The sequence below is a fragment of the Shewanella litoralis genome, assembly GCF_009828585.1.
GTDB classification, from domain to species: Bacteria; Pseudomonadota; Gammaproteobacteria; order Enterobacterales; family Shewanellaceae; genus Shewanella; species Shewanella litoralis.
The window spans coordinates 18,574-33,908 of record NZ_WSRZ01000003.1 but is presented as its reverse complement, the minus strand read 5'-3'; the positions used below and the strand labels follow the sequence as shown (position 1 = coordinate 33,908).

At 42.6% G+C, this 15,335-nt stretch carries 12 protein-coding genes; 7 read left to right on the top strand and 5 right to left on the bottom strand.

Annotation, left to right across the window (positions count from 1 at the left end):
• The first annotated feature begins 16 nt into the window (after window positions 1-16).
• Together GQA99_RS04050 and GQA99_RS04045 are read left to right on the top strand one after the other, a co-directional pair.
• On the top strand, window positions 17-1,048 hold the full coding sequence (locus GQA99_RS04050) for a DUF2955 domain-containing protein (RefSeq protein ID WP_160052799.1): 1,032 nt from the start codon (window positions 17-19) through the stop codon (window positions 1,046-1,048).
• Between the two features lie 159 nt (window positions 1,049-1,207).
• Window positions 1,208-2,092 carry a tetratricopeptide repeat protein gene (locus GQA99_RS04045; RefSeq protein WP_160052579.1) on the top strand — a complete coding sequence of 295 codons (885 nt, stop codon included), beginning with the start codon at window positions 1,208-1,210 and terminating at the stop codon, window positions 2,090-2,092.
• A gap of 75 nt (window positions 2,093-2,167) precedes the next feature.
• Here the strand turns inward: GQA99_RS04045 and GQA99_RS04040 are convergent, their stop codons facing one another.
• The 3 genes from GQA99_RS04040 to GQA99_RS04030 are packed head-to-tail and all read right to left on the bottom strand — an operon-like array spanning window position 2,168 to window position 3,655.
• Complete coding sequence (locus tag GQA99_RS04040) at window positions 2,168-2,383, bottom strand: TIGR02450 family Trp-rich protein (RefSeq protein WP_170293500.1); 216 nt, start codon at window positions 2,381-2,383, stop codon at window positions 2,168-2,170.
• Between the two features lie 47 nt (window positions 2,384-2,430).
• On the bottom strand, window positions 2,431-3,018 hold the full coding sequence (locus GQA99_RS04035) for an HAD family hydrolase (protein WP_160052578.1): 588 nt from the start codon (window positions 3,016-3,018) through the stop codon (window positions 2,431-2,433).
• 34 nt (window positions 3,019-3,052) lie between these two features.
• Window positions 3,053-3,655: a CIA30 family protein gene (locus GQA99_RS04030; RefSeq protein ID WP_160052577.1), complete on the bottom strand. Its 603-nt coding sequence runs from the start codon at window positions 3,653-3,655 to the stop codon at window positions 3,053-3,055.
• Between the two features lie 402 nt (window positions 3,656-4,057).
• Between GQA99_RS04030 and GQA99_RS04025 the strand changes: the two genes are divergently transcribed.
• Entirely contained in the window at window positions 4,058-5,194 is a 1,137-nt protein-coding gene (locus GQA99_RS04025; RefSeq protein ID WP_160052576.1) for an endonuclease/exonuclease/phosphatase family protein, read from the top strand.
• Window positions 5,195-5,290: 96 nt separating this feature from the next.
• Here GQA99_RS04025 and GQA99_RS04020 read toward each other — a convergent pair whose 3' ends face one another.
• Entirely contained in the window at window positions 5,291-5,740 is a 450-nt protein-coding gene (locus GQA99_RS04020) for a GNAT family N-acetyltransferase (RefSeq protein ID WP_160052575.1), read from the bottom strand.
• A 485-nt stretch (window positions 5,741-6,225) separates the two neighbouring features.
• Here GQA99_RS04020 and mdh point away from each other — a divergent pair, with 485 nt between their 5' ends.
• The 4 genes from mdh to GQA99_RS04000 all read left to right on the top strand — a co-directional run bounded on the left by mdh (window position 6,226) and on the right by GQA99_RS04000 (window position 11,708).
• Window positions 6,226-7,161, top strand: coding sequence for a malate dehydrogenase (gene mdh, locus GQA99_RS04015; RefSeq protein ID WP_160052574.1), 936 nt, complete (start codon window positions 6,226-6,228; stop codon window positions 7,159-7,161).
• 256 nt (window positions 7,162-7,417) lie between these two features.
• Window positions 7,418-8,404, top strand: coding sequence for an extracellular catalytic domain type 1 short-chain-length polyhydroxyalkanoate depolymerase (locus tag GQA99_RS04010; RefSeq protein WP_229785829.1), 987 nt, complete (start codon window positions 7,418-7,420; stop codon window positions 8,402-8,404).
• A gap of 229 nt (window positions 8,405-8,633) precedes the next feature.
• Complete coding sequence (locus GQA99_RS04005) at window positions 8,634-10,913, top strand: TonB-dependent receptor (protein WP_160052573.1); 2,280 nt, start codon at window positions 8,634-8,636, stop codon at window positions 10,911-10,913.
• Between the two features lie 114 nt (window positions 10,914-11,027).
• The gene (locus tag GQA99_RS04000; RefSeq protein WP_160052796.1) at window positions 11,028-11,708 is read left to right on the top strand and encodes a response regulator transcription factor; all 681 of its coding nucleotides are present in this window, start codon (window positions 11,028-11,030) and stop codon (window positions 11,706-11,708) included.
• A gap of 147 nt (window positions 11,709-11,855) precedes the next feature.
• Here the strand turns inward: GQA99_RS04000 and GQA99_RS03995 are convergent, their stop codons facing one another.
• Window positions 11,856-15,329, bottom strand: coding sequence for a hybrid sensor histidine kinase/response regulator (locus GQA99_RS03995; RefSeq protein ID WP_160052572.1), 3,474 nt, complete (start codon window positions 15,327-15,329; stop codon window positions 11,856-11,858).
• Window positions 15,330-15,335 lie beyond the last annotated feature (6 nt).

Sequence of the window (15,335 nt, the reverse complement as noted above, 5' to 3'; positions counted from 1 at the left end):
TCCTGAAGGTATGCCGATGTTATTACGTCATAGTCCGTTAACTACCAATGATTTACGCCAATGTTTGCGCATTGCTACCGGTGCCACACTGGGCTTGGCGATTTGCAAATTATTCGACCTAAATTATGGTGTGTTTTTTACCGTCACGCCGATGTTATTACTTGGATTAGTTCCGGTAATGAACGCTCATGCCATGCGACAACTGTTGGCTTCGTCGGTTATGGCGGGGCTTGAAGTCGGTATTCTCGGTGGCTTATTTGGCGGTCATCCTGGGGTTATGTTACCCATCGTTTTTTTATTGTTTTTGTATCGGTTTGCCGCCATGTCACGTGGCAGTTTATTTTTGTTCGGTGCCAATGGCGTGATTAGCTTAAGCATTATGCTGCATTTTGCCAGTTATCCGGGTATGGACATCAACAACCTCATTTTCAGTAACTTTTGGGCGACACTCGCCTCGGTGATTATTGCCTATGCGATGACAGCATTATGGCCAGACGTTTCACCAAGGCCGCCAATGGCCAGTGTGGTAAAAGCGCCTAATCGTATGCGCCACGAAGCATTATTGGGTGCCTCTATCGCTACCGCGTCATTTATTGTGTTTCAGATGTTTAATTTACAAGATTCAATGTCAGCCCAAGCCACCACGTTATTACTGTTATTTCCCATGCATTGGAATGGGGCACTGGGCTATGCCAGAAAGCGTGCGATAGGGACCTTATTTGGCGTAATTTTTGGCTTAGTTGGGCAGGCATTGCTTTATGATTGGTCTGGCATGCTACTTTTTGTCGTGCCACTTTTGTGGATAGGCTTGATGTTATTTAGCCAGGTGCACGTTAAAGAGGCCAGCGGCTCAGGCGTCGGCTTTGGCGCCATGACCACCTTAGGCATATTATTTGGCCAGTACCTTAAGCCAAATAATGATCTTGTTTTTAGTGCCTTATACCGTATAAGCAGCATTTTAGTCGCCATCGTTGCCACTTTATTACTGTGTTATCTCGTGCATCGGCTATTAAATCGTTTTGAAGCAACACGATTTGCAAATAATTAACATTTTTTTAAATATAAGCAAACCCATATAAACTCTGGTGTAGTGTTAATTTATTGTTGCAACTCATACCTTTTGTGGCTATTTTTTAACCCTTTTATACTATAGACAAGTTAAGCTTCAGCGCTAATAGTATAAAAACATTCATTAAAAGGAATTAGCATGATGCAACATAAAATAATTATTTTTAGCCTCTTGGCCAGCTTTCTAATTTTTGCTCCAACAAAAAGTGAAGCAAGTCAGTTACCAGAGTGTCAAACATCAGAATGTGTTGAATACTTTAAAGCTTATCGTATTTTAACTAAACGAGGTCACTCATCTGCAATGGCAATGTTAGGTGAATTTTATTATGCCGGTTATGGCACAGATAAAGATTTAGACATGGCGTTAAAGTGGTATCGACGTGCAGGTAAGTACGTATTAGATGCTAAATACAAAGCTGGAGTGTTGTATTTACAAGATACCCATTTAAAGGATGTTGATGAAGGCATCGAGTTTTTAGAGTACACCTCAAAAATGGGCCATTCTCAATCTTCGTACTTACTTGGCAAGATGTATTTAGGCGGCGGCATGGTTAATGAAGATATGGCAAAAGCTGATAAATACCTGACTCGTGCCTACGAACAGAATAATTACGCTGCAAGACATTATGGTCAGACACTCTATTTGCACGAAACCACTAAAGATTTGCCCTTGAATGCACTATATGGGCTAGTTTCTAAAGATGTTGTGACCTTGAAGCAAGAACAAAACGTTTCAGGAGAACAAACCGCCGCAGTCACTTTTCCTGAAGGTGAGATGGAAACCCTAGATGTTACAATGGATACCTTTGAGGGCATGTTTGGCTCTCATATAGCCCAATTGAATCACATGATCCCAGACACTTCTAAAGGCACGGGCTCAAATATTCCAGGGCAAACTTGCGCTAAAATGTGGGGCTGTAGCAGTGAGGGCGATAGCTTGCGCATAGGTGATGTTATGCTATCTGACTGGGGCTTAGAGACTATTCCTTTCAGACTTGAAGGCTCGATATTTATCATTAATTAAATAAGTGTTAAATAAGCCAATATTAACTAAGTAGGCTTTGTGTTTAAAAAAAGTGACTCATGGCGAGTCACTTTTTTATTGCCAGCCTATTTTCCACTTCTGCGGGTCTTTTAAATCGCGCCATTCTATAGCAAATTCAGCGGCATTCATTTCTGCGCGAATAATGCATTCAGTTACATTTTGTAGCTCATCATATTCCACTTTAATAACGCTAAAATGTTTGAGTTTATTAACCACTTCAACTTTGGTCCACTTGCTGTGAAGTAATTTTTTAGGGTGAATTCGATTCATAAGGATTCTCACATTCAAATGTTACAGACTAGGATAATGGCGCCAAACTACTGGATGAAAGGCAGCAGTTGATTGAGCTCATCAATGACTATATCGGCAAGGTCTTGATAGCGCTTTTCAACACCGTGAGTAATTAAACAGGCTACCATCCCTGCATTATTGGCGGCTTGAATATCATATAAATAGTCGCCGACATACATAATGTGCTCAGGGGCAATTTGCCATTGGTTTGCAATTGCTAATAGTGCATCTGGAGCCGGTTTTGCGGGGTAGTCTTCACGGGTTATCACATGATCAATCGCGATGGCATTTTGTTTTACTTTCATGGTGCTGGCAGCAAGACTGTTGCGGGTTACAATGGCTGTAGGCATTTTTACAGCTTCAATAGCACTAATTAATTCGGCCATGCCTTTGATGGGCTTGGCTGTTATGGCATCTTGGTATTCATGCTCAATAATAATGTTATTGGCATGAGCCTGGCTGGTTTGACAGTTTAGGTCGTCGACATATTTGAGTAGGTCGATACCCTCGGGGCAGCCGATTTGTTGGCGAATTAACTCAAAGTCTAAACTCGACTCAACAAGAGTGCCGTCTAAGTCGAAAATAATGCCTTTAATTTGCACAGGTAATTTCAATGTTTAGCCTTTAAATTCAGCGATACGTGGGTGATTATTGTTTATTTTCAAACTCAATAGCATGTAACTCAATTGCAAATGGTCCTTGCTGTTTTTGTGCCACAAGAAACCCAATCCGCTCGATGTCTAGCAAGTTTAATTCCGGCGCGTTGCTTACAACCCGTCCTCTAAAGCTGACAGTAAAATCTGCGGCGGTAAAAGTGTGCTCAGTCAATGTATCTGCTTGAGTGGTAAAGTTAGCCACGTACGCTTCACCATAAGACAGTTGAGGCGTTTTTAAACGCAGCTGATAAACCTTCCCGTCACCTTTAACCGCAATGGTGAGTGATGATGCTGCAGATATTTGATGGGTAAAACGCGATTCTGTCGATGCAAATCCACCGTTATTGTCTAACGATACATTGCCGGTAAACAACAGGTCTTGTTGTTGATTTTGCTTGATTTGGCTTTGCGATACGCCGCCCATCACGGTGTCATTATTGATCTGCCAACGTTCAAAATGATCCTCATCTGCAAAACGAAATAACATATTATCCTCACTCGCACTGTAAGCTGGGTTCATTAATAAAGCCGCGACAATCACGCCGTTGATCAAGCCGAATTTAAGTAGTTTATCAGTGTTAAAGGCTAACATCATTGATCCCCTATCAGTATTGTTTGGTTTTGGTTGGGCAAATTTCGCCGTAAAAAAATGGCTTATCAGGGTGAGGGATAAGCCAAAGGGTCTTACGGAGGTTGTTAAATCAAATGGGTTAAATCGGGTCAGATTTAATGGCAACGAATGTCCTGGTGATTAATTAATGGTGGTTAATCACTGTTGGTTAATCGCTATTGGTTAATCACTATTGGTTAATCAAGAAGGCTTAATTCATTCATTGATAAGTTTTACGTCGGCGATTTGGATTCGGTTCAATTTATTGTAGATTAAAATCTACAAGGCTCGCGATAAGCCTTTAATAAGCTAAATCGAGTTTTGTTACTCATGGTGTTCTCACTCGCAAATCAGTATCCTAGTAAGAGGTTTTATTAGGATTAACATATGTTAAACGTAAACGACACATCATCGCCTACTGCATCTGAGCTTAGCTTTAATGTGGTGAGTATTAACTTATTTAACTTTATTGAACCGCCTTATGCGTTTTATGATTTTGAAAATATTTACAGCGATAAGCAATGGCAAAAAAAGTGTGCCTGGTTAAGTGATTTTATTAATCAAAGTCAGCCAGATATTATCGGTTTTCAAGAAGTATTTAGCCCAGATGCCTTAGCTAAACTGACTCAATCATTAGGCTATGAGTACTTTGTGGCCTTAGATGAGCCAGAAGTGATCAGCGATTATGTTTATCGCAGTCCTGTGGTGGCCATTGCTTCAAAATACCCGATTGTGGATTCAGTTAATGTCAGCCCTGATCCGCAATGGATTGCTCAATTAGGCTTAGCCGATACCTTTGCCTTTAGCCGCAAACCTTTACGAGCCACCATTCAATTACCGGTATTTGGGCCGTGCGATTGTTATGTTATTCACCTTAAATCAAAACGCAGTGGCGTAAGCCGTGATGATATTAGCGAGAGCGGTTTACAAGGCGGACCAGACTTTGTTGCACGCCAGGTGCTTGGACGTTGGGCATCAAGTTTACAGCGCGGCAGTGAGTCAGCATTGTTATGCCATCAAATGCTCATGAGGCGCCAACAAGCCCAGCAACCTTTTCTGTTAATGGGCGACTTTAATGACACCCTAGGCAGCGAGCTGTTAGCGGCCTTTAATAATCAACTGCGGGTGTTTCGCAGTGACATTGAAGACCCGCAATTAGCCAAGCTTGGTGAAACCTCATTAATGGCAGAATTACATCAAAGCAGTTTGTTCGACAGTTATGAGTTGTTTATTGCGGCAACTAAATGCAATGCCACTTTGGCGCAAGATGAGTTTGAATCAGCATCATTGCTTGATGACGAACCACATGCTGTAAGGCAAGCTACGCACTATTATGGCAACACAGGATCGGTGCTTGATTACATTTTAGTCTCAAGCGAGTTTAACCCGACTCAACAGCAAAATTTAGCCCATATTATTGATTATCAAACCTTCGACAGACATCTTGTTCGCCCAGATTATGAGCGCGACAGTGACAGTACCGACCACGCACCAGTGATGATGCGCTTTAGCGTCAGAACTTAAATTCAATCTAGGTAACCTGAGAGCGGGTTCGGTACACAACATAACCACCGACTAAGTGCTTACTTTGCCGGTTGTTAGGTAGATATTTCAACCGTTTTACTTGGTATTTTCTTCATACATCAAATAATGGCTTTGCTGCATGCCCAAAGACTCATAGGTTTTTTGAGCAACGGCGTTGTCATGTTCAACATATAATCTGAAGCTAGCTGTGCCACCATTGGCGGCGGCAAAGTCTTTAACTGCTTGGTAGAGCTTGCCATAAATACCCTGGCGACGGTTTTGCGGACGAACATACACACTTTGGATCCAGTAATAATTACTGGCGCGCCAATCGCTCCACTCGTAAGTCACCATCAGCGAACCGACAATTTCGCCATCTATTTCTGCAACTAAATAAACACCGCGCTCAGGATGTGTTAGCAAACCTTCAACCCCTTGAGTGAGTTTGTCAGCGTCTAGGGTGAGGTTTTCGGTTTCCATTGCCATGGCTTGATTAAAATTAACTAAGGCGTGTAAATCGGCGTGTTGGCCAGCTCTTATTATCATGAAATTCTCGTCAGTAATTGGATATTGAGGAATGCGGCAGTGGCTATTGAATTTTTTATTTATTTGCCCGCGGCAGCTTTAGTGTACGCCAAAATGACACCGCTTAGTAAGAGTGTATGACCAAACACACGGTATAACATGCGCGTGGACGGAGTTGATTGCGTCAGTAAGTAAACATGGCGCTAGCAGCAATGGCTTGCCGTGCCTTTGCTAGCAGGGTAAATCGAACAGGTGGTGCATATTTATACATATAAAATGACTGGCAGTTGCCAACAAAAGTCGTGATATTGATAAGGGATTTCGCTCCATAATGCGGATGACGTTGAGCATAATTCATGCACAAATTTCAGCTTAAACCTTATTAGCGCTCACTTATTTACCACTGTCCACTAACGTATAATTGAAATTATTGTGACGATGCAGTAATGTGACGCCACGACAATTTAGATCAATGTCACAAACTGCATAAATTGATGGAGATAATTATGAAAGTTGCTGTATTAGGTGCTGCTGGTGGTATCGGCCAGGCGCTAGCTTTACTGTTAAAAACTCAACTGCCTGCGGGCTCAAAGTTGTCTCTATATGACATCGCTCCTGTTACTCCTGGTGTTGCGGTTGACTTAAGTCACATCCCAACAGACGTAGAAGTAAAAGGTTTTGCTGGTGAAGATCCAACGGCTGCATTAGTTGATGCTGACGTCGTATTAATGTCTGCTGGTGTAGCGCGTAAGCCTGGTATGGATCGTTCAGATCTATTCAACATCAACGCGGGTATCGTACGTAACCTAATGGAAAAAGTGGCTGTAACTTGCCCTAAAGCATTAGTGGGTATTATTACTAACCCAGTTAACACCACGGTAGCGATTGCTGCTGAAGTATTGAAAAATGCTGGTGTGTACGACAAAAACCGTTTGTTCGGTATCACAACACTTGACGTTATCCGTAGCGAAACCTTTATCGCTGAGCTTAAAGGCTTAAACGTTGCTGACGTTAAAGTTAACGTGATCGGCGGCCACAGCGGTGTGACTATTCTGCCACTACTTTCTCAGGTTGAAGGTGTAACTTTCACTGATGAAGAAGTTGCCGCAATGACAACTCGCATTCAAAACGCAGGTACTGAAGTTGTTGAAGCTAAAGCCGGTGGCGGTAGCGCAACATTATCAATGGGCCAAGCAGCATGTCGCTTTGGTTTATCATTAGTTCGTGGTCTACAAGGCGAAGCCAACGTGGTTGAATGTGCCTATGTTGACGGCGGCAGTGAGCACGCTACATTCTTCGCACAGCCAATCCTACTTGGCAAAAACGGCGTAGAAAAAGTATTACCTTACGGTGACATCAGCGCATTTGAAGCTAACGCTCGCGATGCAATGCTAGACACTCTTAAAGGTGACATCAAATTAGGCGTTGAATTTGTTAAGTAATTAACAAATCGATGCTCTAAAACGCGAAGCTAATGGCTTCGCGTTTTTTTTGCTTAAAATGCCTAGCACCTAGCACCGAATAGCTCGCCTGCCGGTTTACTCCCATTTCATTATTCATATTGTTTACAACCACAATCCTTCATCGCTGCAAAGTTCCACGCTTATTGCCCTACCTTTCATCAACATAGCGACATTAATTTTCATGTGGATCTAAAGTGCCATTGCTGTTTGGCGCAAAATTCTGCAAGTTACTAATATGTTAAATTTGGAAACCGCTGAAATGATCAATAAAAAATACAGCTTAACTATGCCGCTGCTTTTACTGGGTTGTTTTCTTTCAATGCAGTCTGCTCAAGCAATCGACACGCCTTATATTCCTCTTACCGATTTTGGTGATAATCCAGGTGCGCTGACAAGCTCTTATCTTCCTGTGACGCAAGGCTCAAATGCTTCTCTTGCAGGGGATTTATCTTTAGTGGTGTTACTGCATGGTTGTATTCAAGACGGAGTTGAGTTGGCCAACAAAAGCGGCCTAACGTCATTAGCGATAGCGAATCAGTTTGCGGTTTTAGTGCCACAACAAAGCTATGACAATAACGTAAAGGGTTGTTTCAACTGGTTTGCAAGTCAAGATACGCAAATAGACAGTGGTGAAATGTTATCGATAAAAAACATGATAGTGACCACTCAAGAAAAGCTAGGCGCAAAGCATGTTTATGTCATCGGGTTATCAGCAGGTGGCGCTATGGCCAGCGCTGCAATGGTCAATTACCCCAATCTGTTTCAAAGCGGCGCTGTTATCGCTGGCTTGCCGTATCCCTGTGCCGACAATTTGATCAAAGCCATCTCTTGTATGAAACAAGGGCCTGCGCAGTCGGTTGAAGAATTAGCCCAATTTGCCAAAGCTATACATCCTAAGCAAACCCGTTGGCCTTCACTAAGTATCTGGACGGGTGACAATGACAATGTTGTCAGTGCGAACAATGCAAAAATGCTCGCATCTCAATGGCAAGTGTTAACTCAATCTAATGCTAAGCCGACGGTGACCAATGAATCTGGGTACAGTATTTCACGTTGGAAAGATCATCAAAACAATACGTCTATTGAGCTCGTTATGATTAACAATTTTGGTCACGGCATTGCCGTAAATCCAGACATAAAACATGGTGGTGAACAAAGTGACTTTTTGCTTAAAGCGCCGATTAGCAGCGTTAATGAAGTGATTAAGTTTTGGGGGCTTTAATTAAGAACTGAGTTTTAAGATTTTGTTTTTAAATGTTTTTATGTTTTGTTTGTTTGGAAAAAAAGAACAAAACGCATACTACTATAGTACCGATTCAATAAGCTTGAAAATACGATACAGTCAATATGTGAACAAAGAATCGTCAATAAACCAATAAGCAAAATGAGTTGTTAATCAGAATTTGCAATAAGTAAAACCATTAATAATAACTATTACAACGGGGACCTGTATGAAACAGAATACGATTAAAATGAGCTGCATTGCCTTAGCCATTTCGTCAGTGTTAACCGCGCAGCATGCGATAGCCGCAGAAGAACAAAATAACAGCGACGTTAAGCAGCCTGTACTAGAGCGCATTGAAGTCACAGCACGTAAAACGGTAGAGAGTTTACAAAATGTGCCTGTGGCGGTGACATCGGTGAGTGCCACAGAGTTAGCCGAAAATGGCATCAGCGTGATGACCGAAATTCAGCAGTTTTCCCCTAACACCACATTACAATCAAGCCGAGGCACTAACTCTACGCTAACAGCTTTTATCCGCGGCGTAGGCCAGGAAGACCCATTGTGGGGCTATGAGCCTGGTGTGGGTATTTACATCGACGATGTTTATGTTGCCCGTCCGCAAGGTGCGGTGTTAGACATTCTCGACGTACAGCGCATCGAAGTGTTACGCGGGCCTCAAGGCACCTTATACGGCAAAAATACCATTGGCGGTGCGGTTAAATATGTCACCAAAAAAATGTCTGGCGACGGTGAGTTAAGCCTTAAAGGTACCGTAGGCAGTTATGGTCAAAAAGATGCCAAAATTGCCGGTCAATTACCCATAATTGATGACAAACTTTACGTCGGCTTTGCCTTTGCAAGTTTAAATCGTGATGGCTTTGGTGATTTTAAAACTTCAGCATTAGATGGCCAAGATACCGAGAACTATAACAAGGATGTAATGGCAGGGCGGTTAAGTGTTGAGTACACCCCTACAGACGACCTGTTTATGCGCTTTACTTACGATAAAACCGAAGATGATTCTAATTCAAAAGGCGGCTATCGACTGCTTCCTAGTTTGTTAACCGATGCCCCGGTGCCAGACAGTAAATACGACTCTTACACCAGTATGCCAACATGGAATAAGGTTGAAACTGAAGGTTGGAGCGCGACGGTCGAATATAATTTCAATGAGAATTGGAGCGCTAAATCGGTTACCGCTAAGCGTGAAGGCGAGTCTCTCACCAACATCGATTTTGATAATACCAGCTTACGTATTTTCGATGTGCCGGCTATTTATGAAGATGAGCAATTTAGCCAAGAGTTTCAAGTGAACTATGTCGGTGATAACCTCAACTTAGTTTCCGGTATTTACTATTTTGACGGTGATTCTTGTGGCGTGTTCGATGCGATTTTAGAAGAAGCCTTTAAAGCTTTTGGTGGACTTACTCGTGAGGTCAGTGGTTGTAATAATAGCGAAAGCTACGCCGCTTATGTGCAAGGTTCATACAGCTTTACCGAAAAATTGTCGATGACATTAGGCGGTCGCTATACTCGCGAATCTAAAGAGGCCACGGTGTATAACGGAGTTATTTTCGATAGTATTTATCCTGAAACCGGCTGGTATCCTGGTTTTGTGCGCGATGACGCGCTAATTGAGTCGCAAATACCTAAAGTGCTTGATGACGAAGAAACATGGTCTAAATTCAATCCACGAGTGGGTCTAGAGTATCAAGTGAATGATGACTTGATGGTTTTTACCAGTTACTCACAAGGATTTAAATCAGGTACGTTTAACCCAAGAGCAACGGGCGCAGAGCCTGCGGTTGATCCTGAAACGGTGAATTCATACGAGATTGGTTTTAAAAGTGAGTGGAATGATAATCTTCGTGTAAATGCCACCGCATTTTATCTCGATCATAAAGACAGGCAGTTTGTCACTGTGTTACCTGGCGATGATAATTCAGACCTTAATCAGCGTTTAGGCAATATCGGTAAATCAACCGCCACAGGTCTTGAGCTTGAAGTTGAATATGCGGCTACTGAGTCACTGAATTTGTTTGCTAATGTCGGCTTAATTGATGCGTCATTTGATGAGGTGATTTCTTACGACGACCAGGGGACTAAAATTGATATCAGCGATACCTACACCATTACTAATACTCCAGACACCACAGCCAATCTTGGTTTTAGCTACAATATTGAAGCTGATATTGGCAGCTTTATCTTTAACGGTAATTACTACTACCGCAGCGATTACGATTTAGCGGTAGTGGATAACCTATTGAGCCAGGATGGCTACGGCTTGCTTAACTTTGGTCTCAATTGGTATAGCAATGATGGTCATTGGAATGCTGGGTTACATTGGAAAAACGTCACCGATGAAGAGTATTTGGTGGGTAACTACGCCTTTGTCACGCCAACAGGCGATGGTGATTTTACCCCTGGCTTAGGCGGCGATAACACCTTAATTGGATACTATGGCGACCCAGAGACTATTTCATTAACGGTTGGCTATGTCTTCTAAAACCTTGTTTAATTGATGCAGATAAGAATAGCCGGTCTCATCAGAACCGGTTATTCTTTTTATTGCTTATAAAGAGTGAACCATAACAATAACAACGAATGTAAGGGAGTCATGATGTCTCAAATTAAAGTTGCCATTGCAGATGACCATCCACTATTTCGTGCTGCACTCACTCAGGCTGTGCAAAAAAGTGTCAACGATGCACACGTGTTAGAGGCGGAAAACTTTCAAGAGTTAATTGCCTTAGTGGAGCAGCACCCCGATATTGAACTTATCTTTATTGATTTACACATGCCGGGAAATGACGGGTTTACTGGCCTCACGTTATTACAAAATCACTTCCCTGACATTGCCGTCATCATGGTGTCATCTGACGATCAACCGGAGATTATCCGTAAAGCCATCAATTTTGGTGCCAGTGCGTTTATTCCTAAATCGGCCAACTTAACCCAAATATCAACCGCGATTGATACTGTGCTAGACGGAGACGTTTGGTTACCCGAGCACACCAATATCAGTGCCGATCAACATACCGCCGCCGAGCATCAACGTTTAGCAAAGCAATTAGCCCAACTCACGCCGCAGCAATACACAGTACTGGCCAACATTGCTAACGGTCGGTTAAACAAGCAAATCGCGTATGACTTAAACATTAAAGAAACCACGGTAAAAAAACATGTCTCAGCGATTTTGCTCAAACTCGAAATTAACAATCGCACCCAAGCAGGGCTGGTGTTCCAGCAATTAATGATTACCTCAACGGAAAACCAGCAGGTAGAGGTTGAAGCCTCATGATATTGGATCAACTATTTATTATTGCCTCAACGACTGGTTATAGCTTTGATTGCGGTTAAAGATTGATAATAATAATGACTAAAGAGTTAACCCCAAAATGCCTCCATGTGAGGCATTTTTTATGGTCGTTAATCTATTAAAAATAAATTATTCAGTGGGTAATTGTTTAATAATCCGCTTTAACGCGATTGCCTTAAGCGGTTTACGCACAAAGCTAAACTGGGCACTGCTGGTGTGTTGTCTTACGGCTTCAGAAGGGTCGGCAGAGCAGATAACGCAGGTGGGTTTGTTACTGTCATTAACGTGATTAGCCAGTAAGTATTGCACCAGGTCGACCCCATTTTTATCGTCCTCTAAATGATAGTCAGCAATAATGAGTTTGGGTGTAGGTTGAGTCATTAATTGTTGTATCGCACTAGGTTGGTCTTTAGCGGTAATCACCAAGCATCCCCAGCCACTGAGCAAAGATGAGATGGCTTTTAGCATAAGGTCGTCATTATCGATAACCAGCACCGTCACGTTGATGTTATCGCTGTTAATGTCATCTTCAGATGGTAACGCTGCAACTTTAAGCGGTTTTCGTTGTTGCAATACTCGAGGGATTTCGACACTAAAACAGGTGCCTTTCCCAACCTCAGAATGCAGCGATATTGTAACATTGAGCAATTTTGCAATACGGTCACAAATGGCTAATCCTAGGCCTAATCCTGGGATTTCGCGGGTTAACTCTAGGCGTTCAAACTCATTAAAAATGGCGTGTTGTTTATCAAGGGGGATCCCAGGTCCATTATCCCAAACTTGTATTAATATTGACTGCTCAAGCCGTCTTACGCCCAATAGCACCTTTGGTATAAACGCTGTTGTTTTACCCTGATGGGCAGCTTGCTCATTTGTTTTGCCTGAGGGTGAATAATGAAACGCATTAGATAAAAAATTCTGAATAATGCGCCTTAATAACCTTTGGTCACTTTGGACAAAACATGACGATACCTGGTAGTTAAAATCAATGTTTTGCTGAATAGATAAGGCGTTAAATTCATTAACTAAGGTAGACAGTAAATCATCTATCGCAAATTGGCTTTGCTCGGTTTTGAGCGACTTACTGTCTAAGCGCGATATTTCCACTAGATCTGATAATAAGCTTTCAACAACGGTTAATGACTCTTCAATATTGCAGGCCAAATCTTGCAACTCGGTTGATTTTACCCTTTGCTTTAGCATGTCGGTAAATAAGGTTAAGGCATTAAAGGGTTGCATTAAGTCATGGCTAGCCGCAGCTAAAAAGCGGGTTTTGCTGCTGTTAGCGGCTTCGGCCTCAGCTTTGGCTTTTTCCAATTCTTGGGTGCGGCTTTCTACCCTTTTTTCGAGTGTTTCATTGGCCAATTGCAATGCTTTTTCGGCTTCAATGTGGGCGGTAATATCAGCAAATGTACTGACAAAGCCGCCACCTGGCATGGCTTGACCACGGATCTCTAATACTTTGCCATTAAGCATGGTGCGCTGAAAATGATGCGGGCTACCACCGCGCATATGCGCTAAACGTTTTTCCACTAACTCATGAGCTTCGTCGCCGACAATAATCCCTCTGTCGATATTGAAGCGAATTAATTGTTCAATATGCAATCCGGCTTTAACAAAATCTTGCGGGTAATCGAGCAGTTCAATATAACGTTGATTCCAGGCCACTAAACGCATGTCGGCGTCGACAACACTAATGCCTTGTTCAATGTTCTCCACCCCAGATTGCAGCAGCTCACGGTTAAACTCAAAAATTTGGTTAGCTTCGTCGACAATACTGACCACATCTTCTAACGGCACGTGTTGCACTCGAGACGCGGCATTCATTACCATTCTGGTCGATGCCGAACCGAGCACCCCAGATAATTTTAAGCGAGTATAGTCAACCAATTGTTGTTGCTGGTGTTTTCCATTGAGTTGTTTCGCTTTAGCTAATAATGCATCGGCTTCGTCTTTATTAATAAAGCGGTTCAATAAACTGGCTAAGTCATCGACCGACAAGTGCCTTTCTGGCTGCACCGGTTTTCTGTTTACAAATAAATCGGCTTGTAATACCTCGCCAACACTTTGCTCTTTGAGCAGTGAAATGATCACAAAGCAGCCGATGTTTGCCGCTAAACTGTAAAATACCCCATGGCTGATATTGTCTAGACTAGTTAAGCCAAATAAGGCTGTCGGGGTTAACCACGCAATATCAAATAAACCAAATTTAACCCAATGTGCATCAGGAAATGTCACCGGCAACAGTAAGGTATACAGCCACACAATACTGCCCATAATTAAGCCCACAAAAGCGCCTTGAGTAGTAGCATTTCGCCAATACAATGCGCCAATTGCAGCTGGCGCAAATTGAGATAACAGCACAAATGACAGTAAACCGATGCTGGCTAAATGATTTTGTTGATCGATAAAGCGTTCAAATGCAAAGGCTGACAGTAAAATCACCGCGATAGCAATACGGCGTAAATTTAATAAAATGCCAGATAATTGCGGGGTTTGTTGCGAGCTAAATTTTGGTAGTCGTAATAGTAATGGCGTTAAAATTTCAGTCGAAATCATGGTGCTCAATACAATTGCCGCCACAATCACCATGGCGGTTGCTGCAGCGAGTCCACCAACATAAACCAATATGCCGAGCCATGCTTGTTGATAAAACAGCGGTAATGTCAGTACATAGGTATCTGCACCGACACTGCCGCCAGGGAAGCTAAGCTGTCCGGCTAATGCAATCGGCAATACAAAAATATTAATCAATAACAGGTATAACGGTACCATCCAACGTGCAGATTTAAGCTCTTCATCATGATTGTTTTCAATCATCATCATGTGAAATTGTTGCGGTAATGCATAGATGGTAATCGCGCCCAAAATAACCTGCGATACAATAAGATAAATCGAGTCTGAATGAGTGGTTTGTTCAAGGTTTTGGCTTTGGCTGAGTAGGTCGCCAAAGCCATCAAATAGGTAAAACGTGGCAAATATCCCCACCGCCGTCAGAGCAAATAATTTAACGATAGAGCTAAACGCAATGGCTAACACTAAGCCATGATTATGCTTACTGGCGGAGAGTTGGCGCGCGCCAAACAACACGCTAAAAATAATCAGCACAATGGTAACAACAAACGCGGTGCTAATACCCGATTGAAAGGTGCCCGTGAGTAAATCAAAACTGGTGCTAATGGCTCGTAATTGCAAGGCAATATAAGGAATAGTGCCCAGTAATGACACTATGGCTACGCTAGCTGCCAGTTTAGGTGAGCGGTCAAAGCGGCACGCAATAAAGTCGGCAATGGAGGTGAGGTTTTGGCTTTTAATGATTTGCAATGTGCGGATGAGCATTGGCCAGGCTAAGACCAAACAAATAATCGAGCCGATATAAATGGGCGCCAGCCATGCACCGGTCGTCGCGGCCTGGCCAACCGTGCCGTAAAATGCCCAAGATGTGCAGCAAACACCAAGCGATAAGCTATAAATCCACGGTTTTTGGCTGACTTTTTTTACCGCCTGATTCTGTCCCCATTGCGCAACCACAAACAGCATTGCCAGGTAAGCAATCGAAATAGAACTGATCAACCAAGTATCAATAGATAACCAAGCCTGCAAGTTATT

Excerpts from the sequence above, each read along its gene's own strand:
- GQA99_RS04050 (WP_160052799.1), top strand. The coding sequence starts at position 17 with ATGTTATTACGTCATAGTCCGTTAACTACCAATGATTTACGCCAATGT.
- GQA99_RS04030 (WP_160052577.1), bottom strand. The coding sequence starts at position 3,655 with ATGATGTTAGCCTTTAACACTGATAAACTACTTAAATTCGGCTTGATC.
- GQA99_RS04040 (WP_170293500.1), bottom strand. The coding sequence starts at position 2,383 with ATGAATCGAATTCACCCTAAAAAATTACTTCACAGCAAGTGGACCAAA.
- GQA99_RS04025 (WP_160052576.1), top strand. The coding sequence starts at position 4,058 with ATGTTAAACGTAAACGACACATCATCGCCTACTGCATCTGAGCTTAGC.
- GQA99_RS04045 (WP_160052579.1), top strand. The coding sequence starts at position 1,208 with ATGATGCAACATAAAATAATTATTTTTAGCCTCTTGGCCAGCTTTCTA.
- GQA99_RS04010 (WP_229785829.1), top strand. The coding sequence starts at position 7,418 with ATGTTAAATTTGGAAACCGCTGAAATGATCAATAAAAAATACAGCTTA.
- GQA99_RS04000 (WP_160052796.1), top strand. The coding sequence starts at position 11,028 with ATGTCTCAAATTAAAGTTGCCATTGCAGATGACCATCCACTATTTCGT.
- GQA99_RS04005 (WP_160052573.1), top strand. The coding sequence starts at position 8,634 with ATGAAACAGAATACGATTAAAATGAGCTGCATTGCCTTAGCCATTTCG.
- GQA99_RS04020 (WP_160052575.1), bottom strand. The coding sequence starts at position 5,740 with ATGATAATAAGAGCTGGCCAACACGCCGATTTACACGCCTTAGTTAAT.
- mdh (WP_160052574.1), top strand. The coding sequence starts at position 6,226 with ATGAAAGTTGCTGTATTAGGTGCTGCTGGTGGTATCGGCCAGGCGCTA.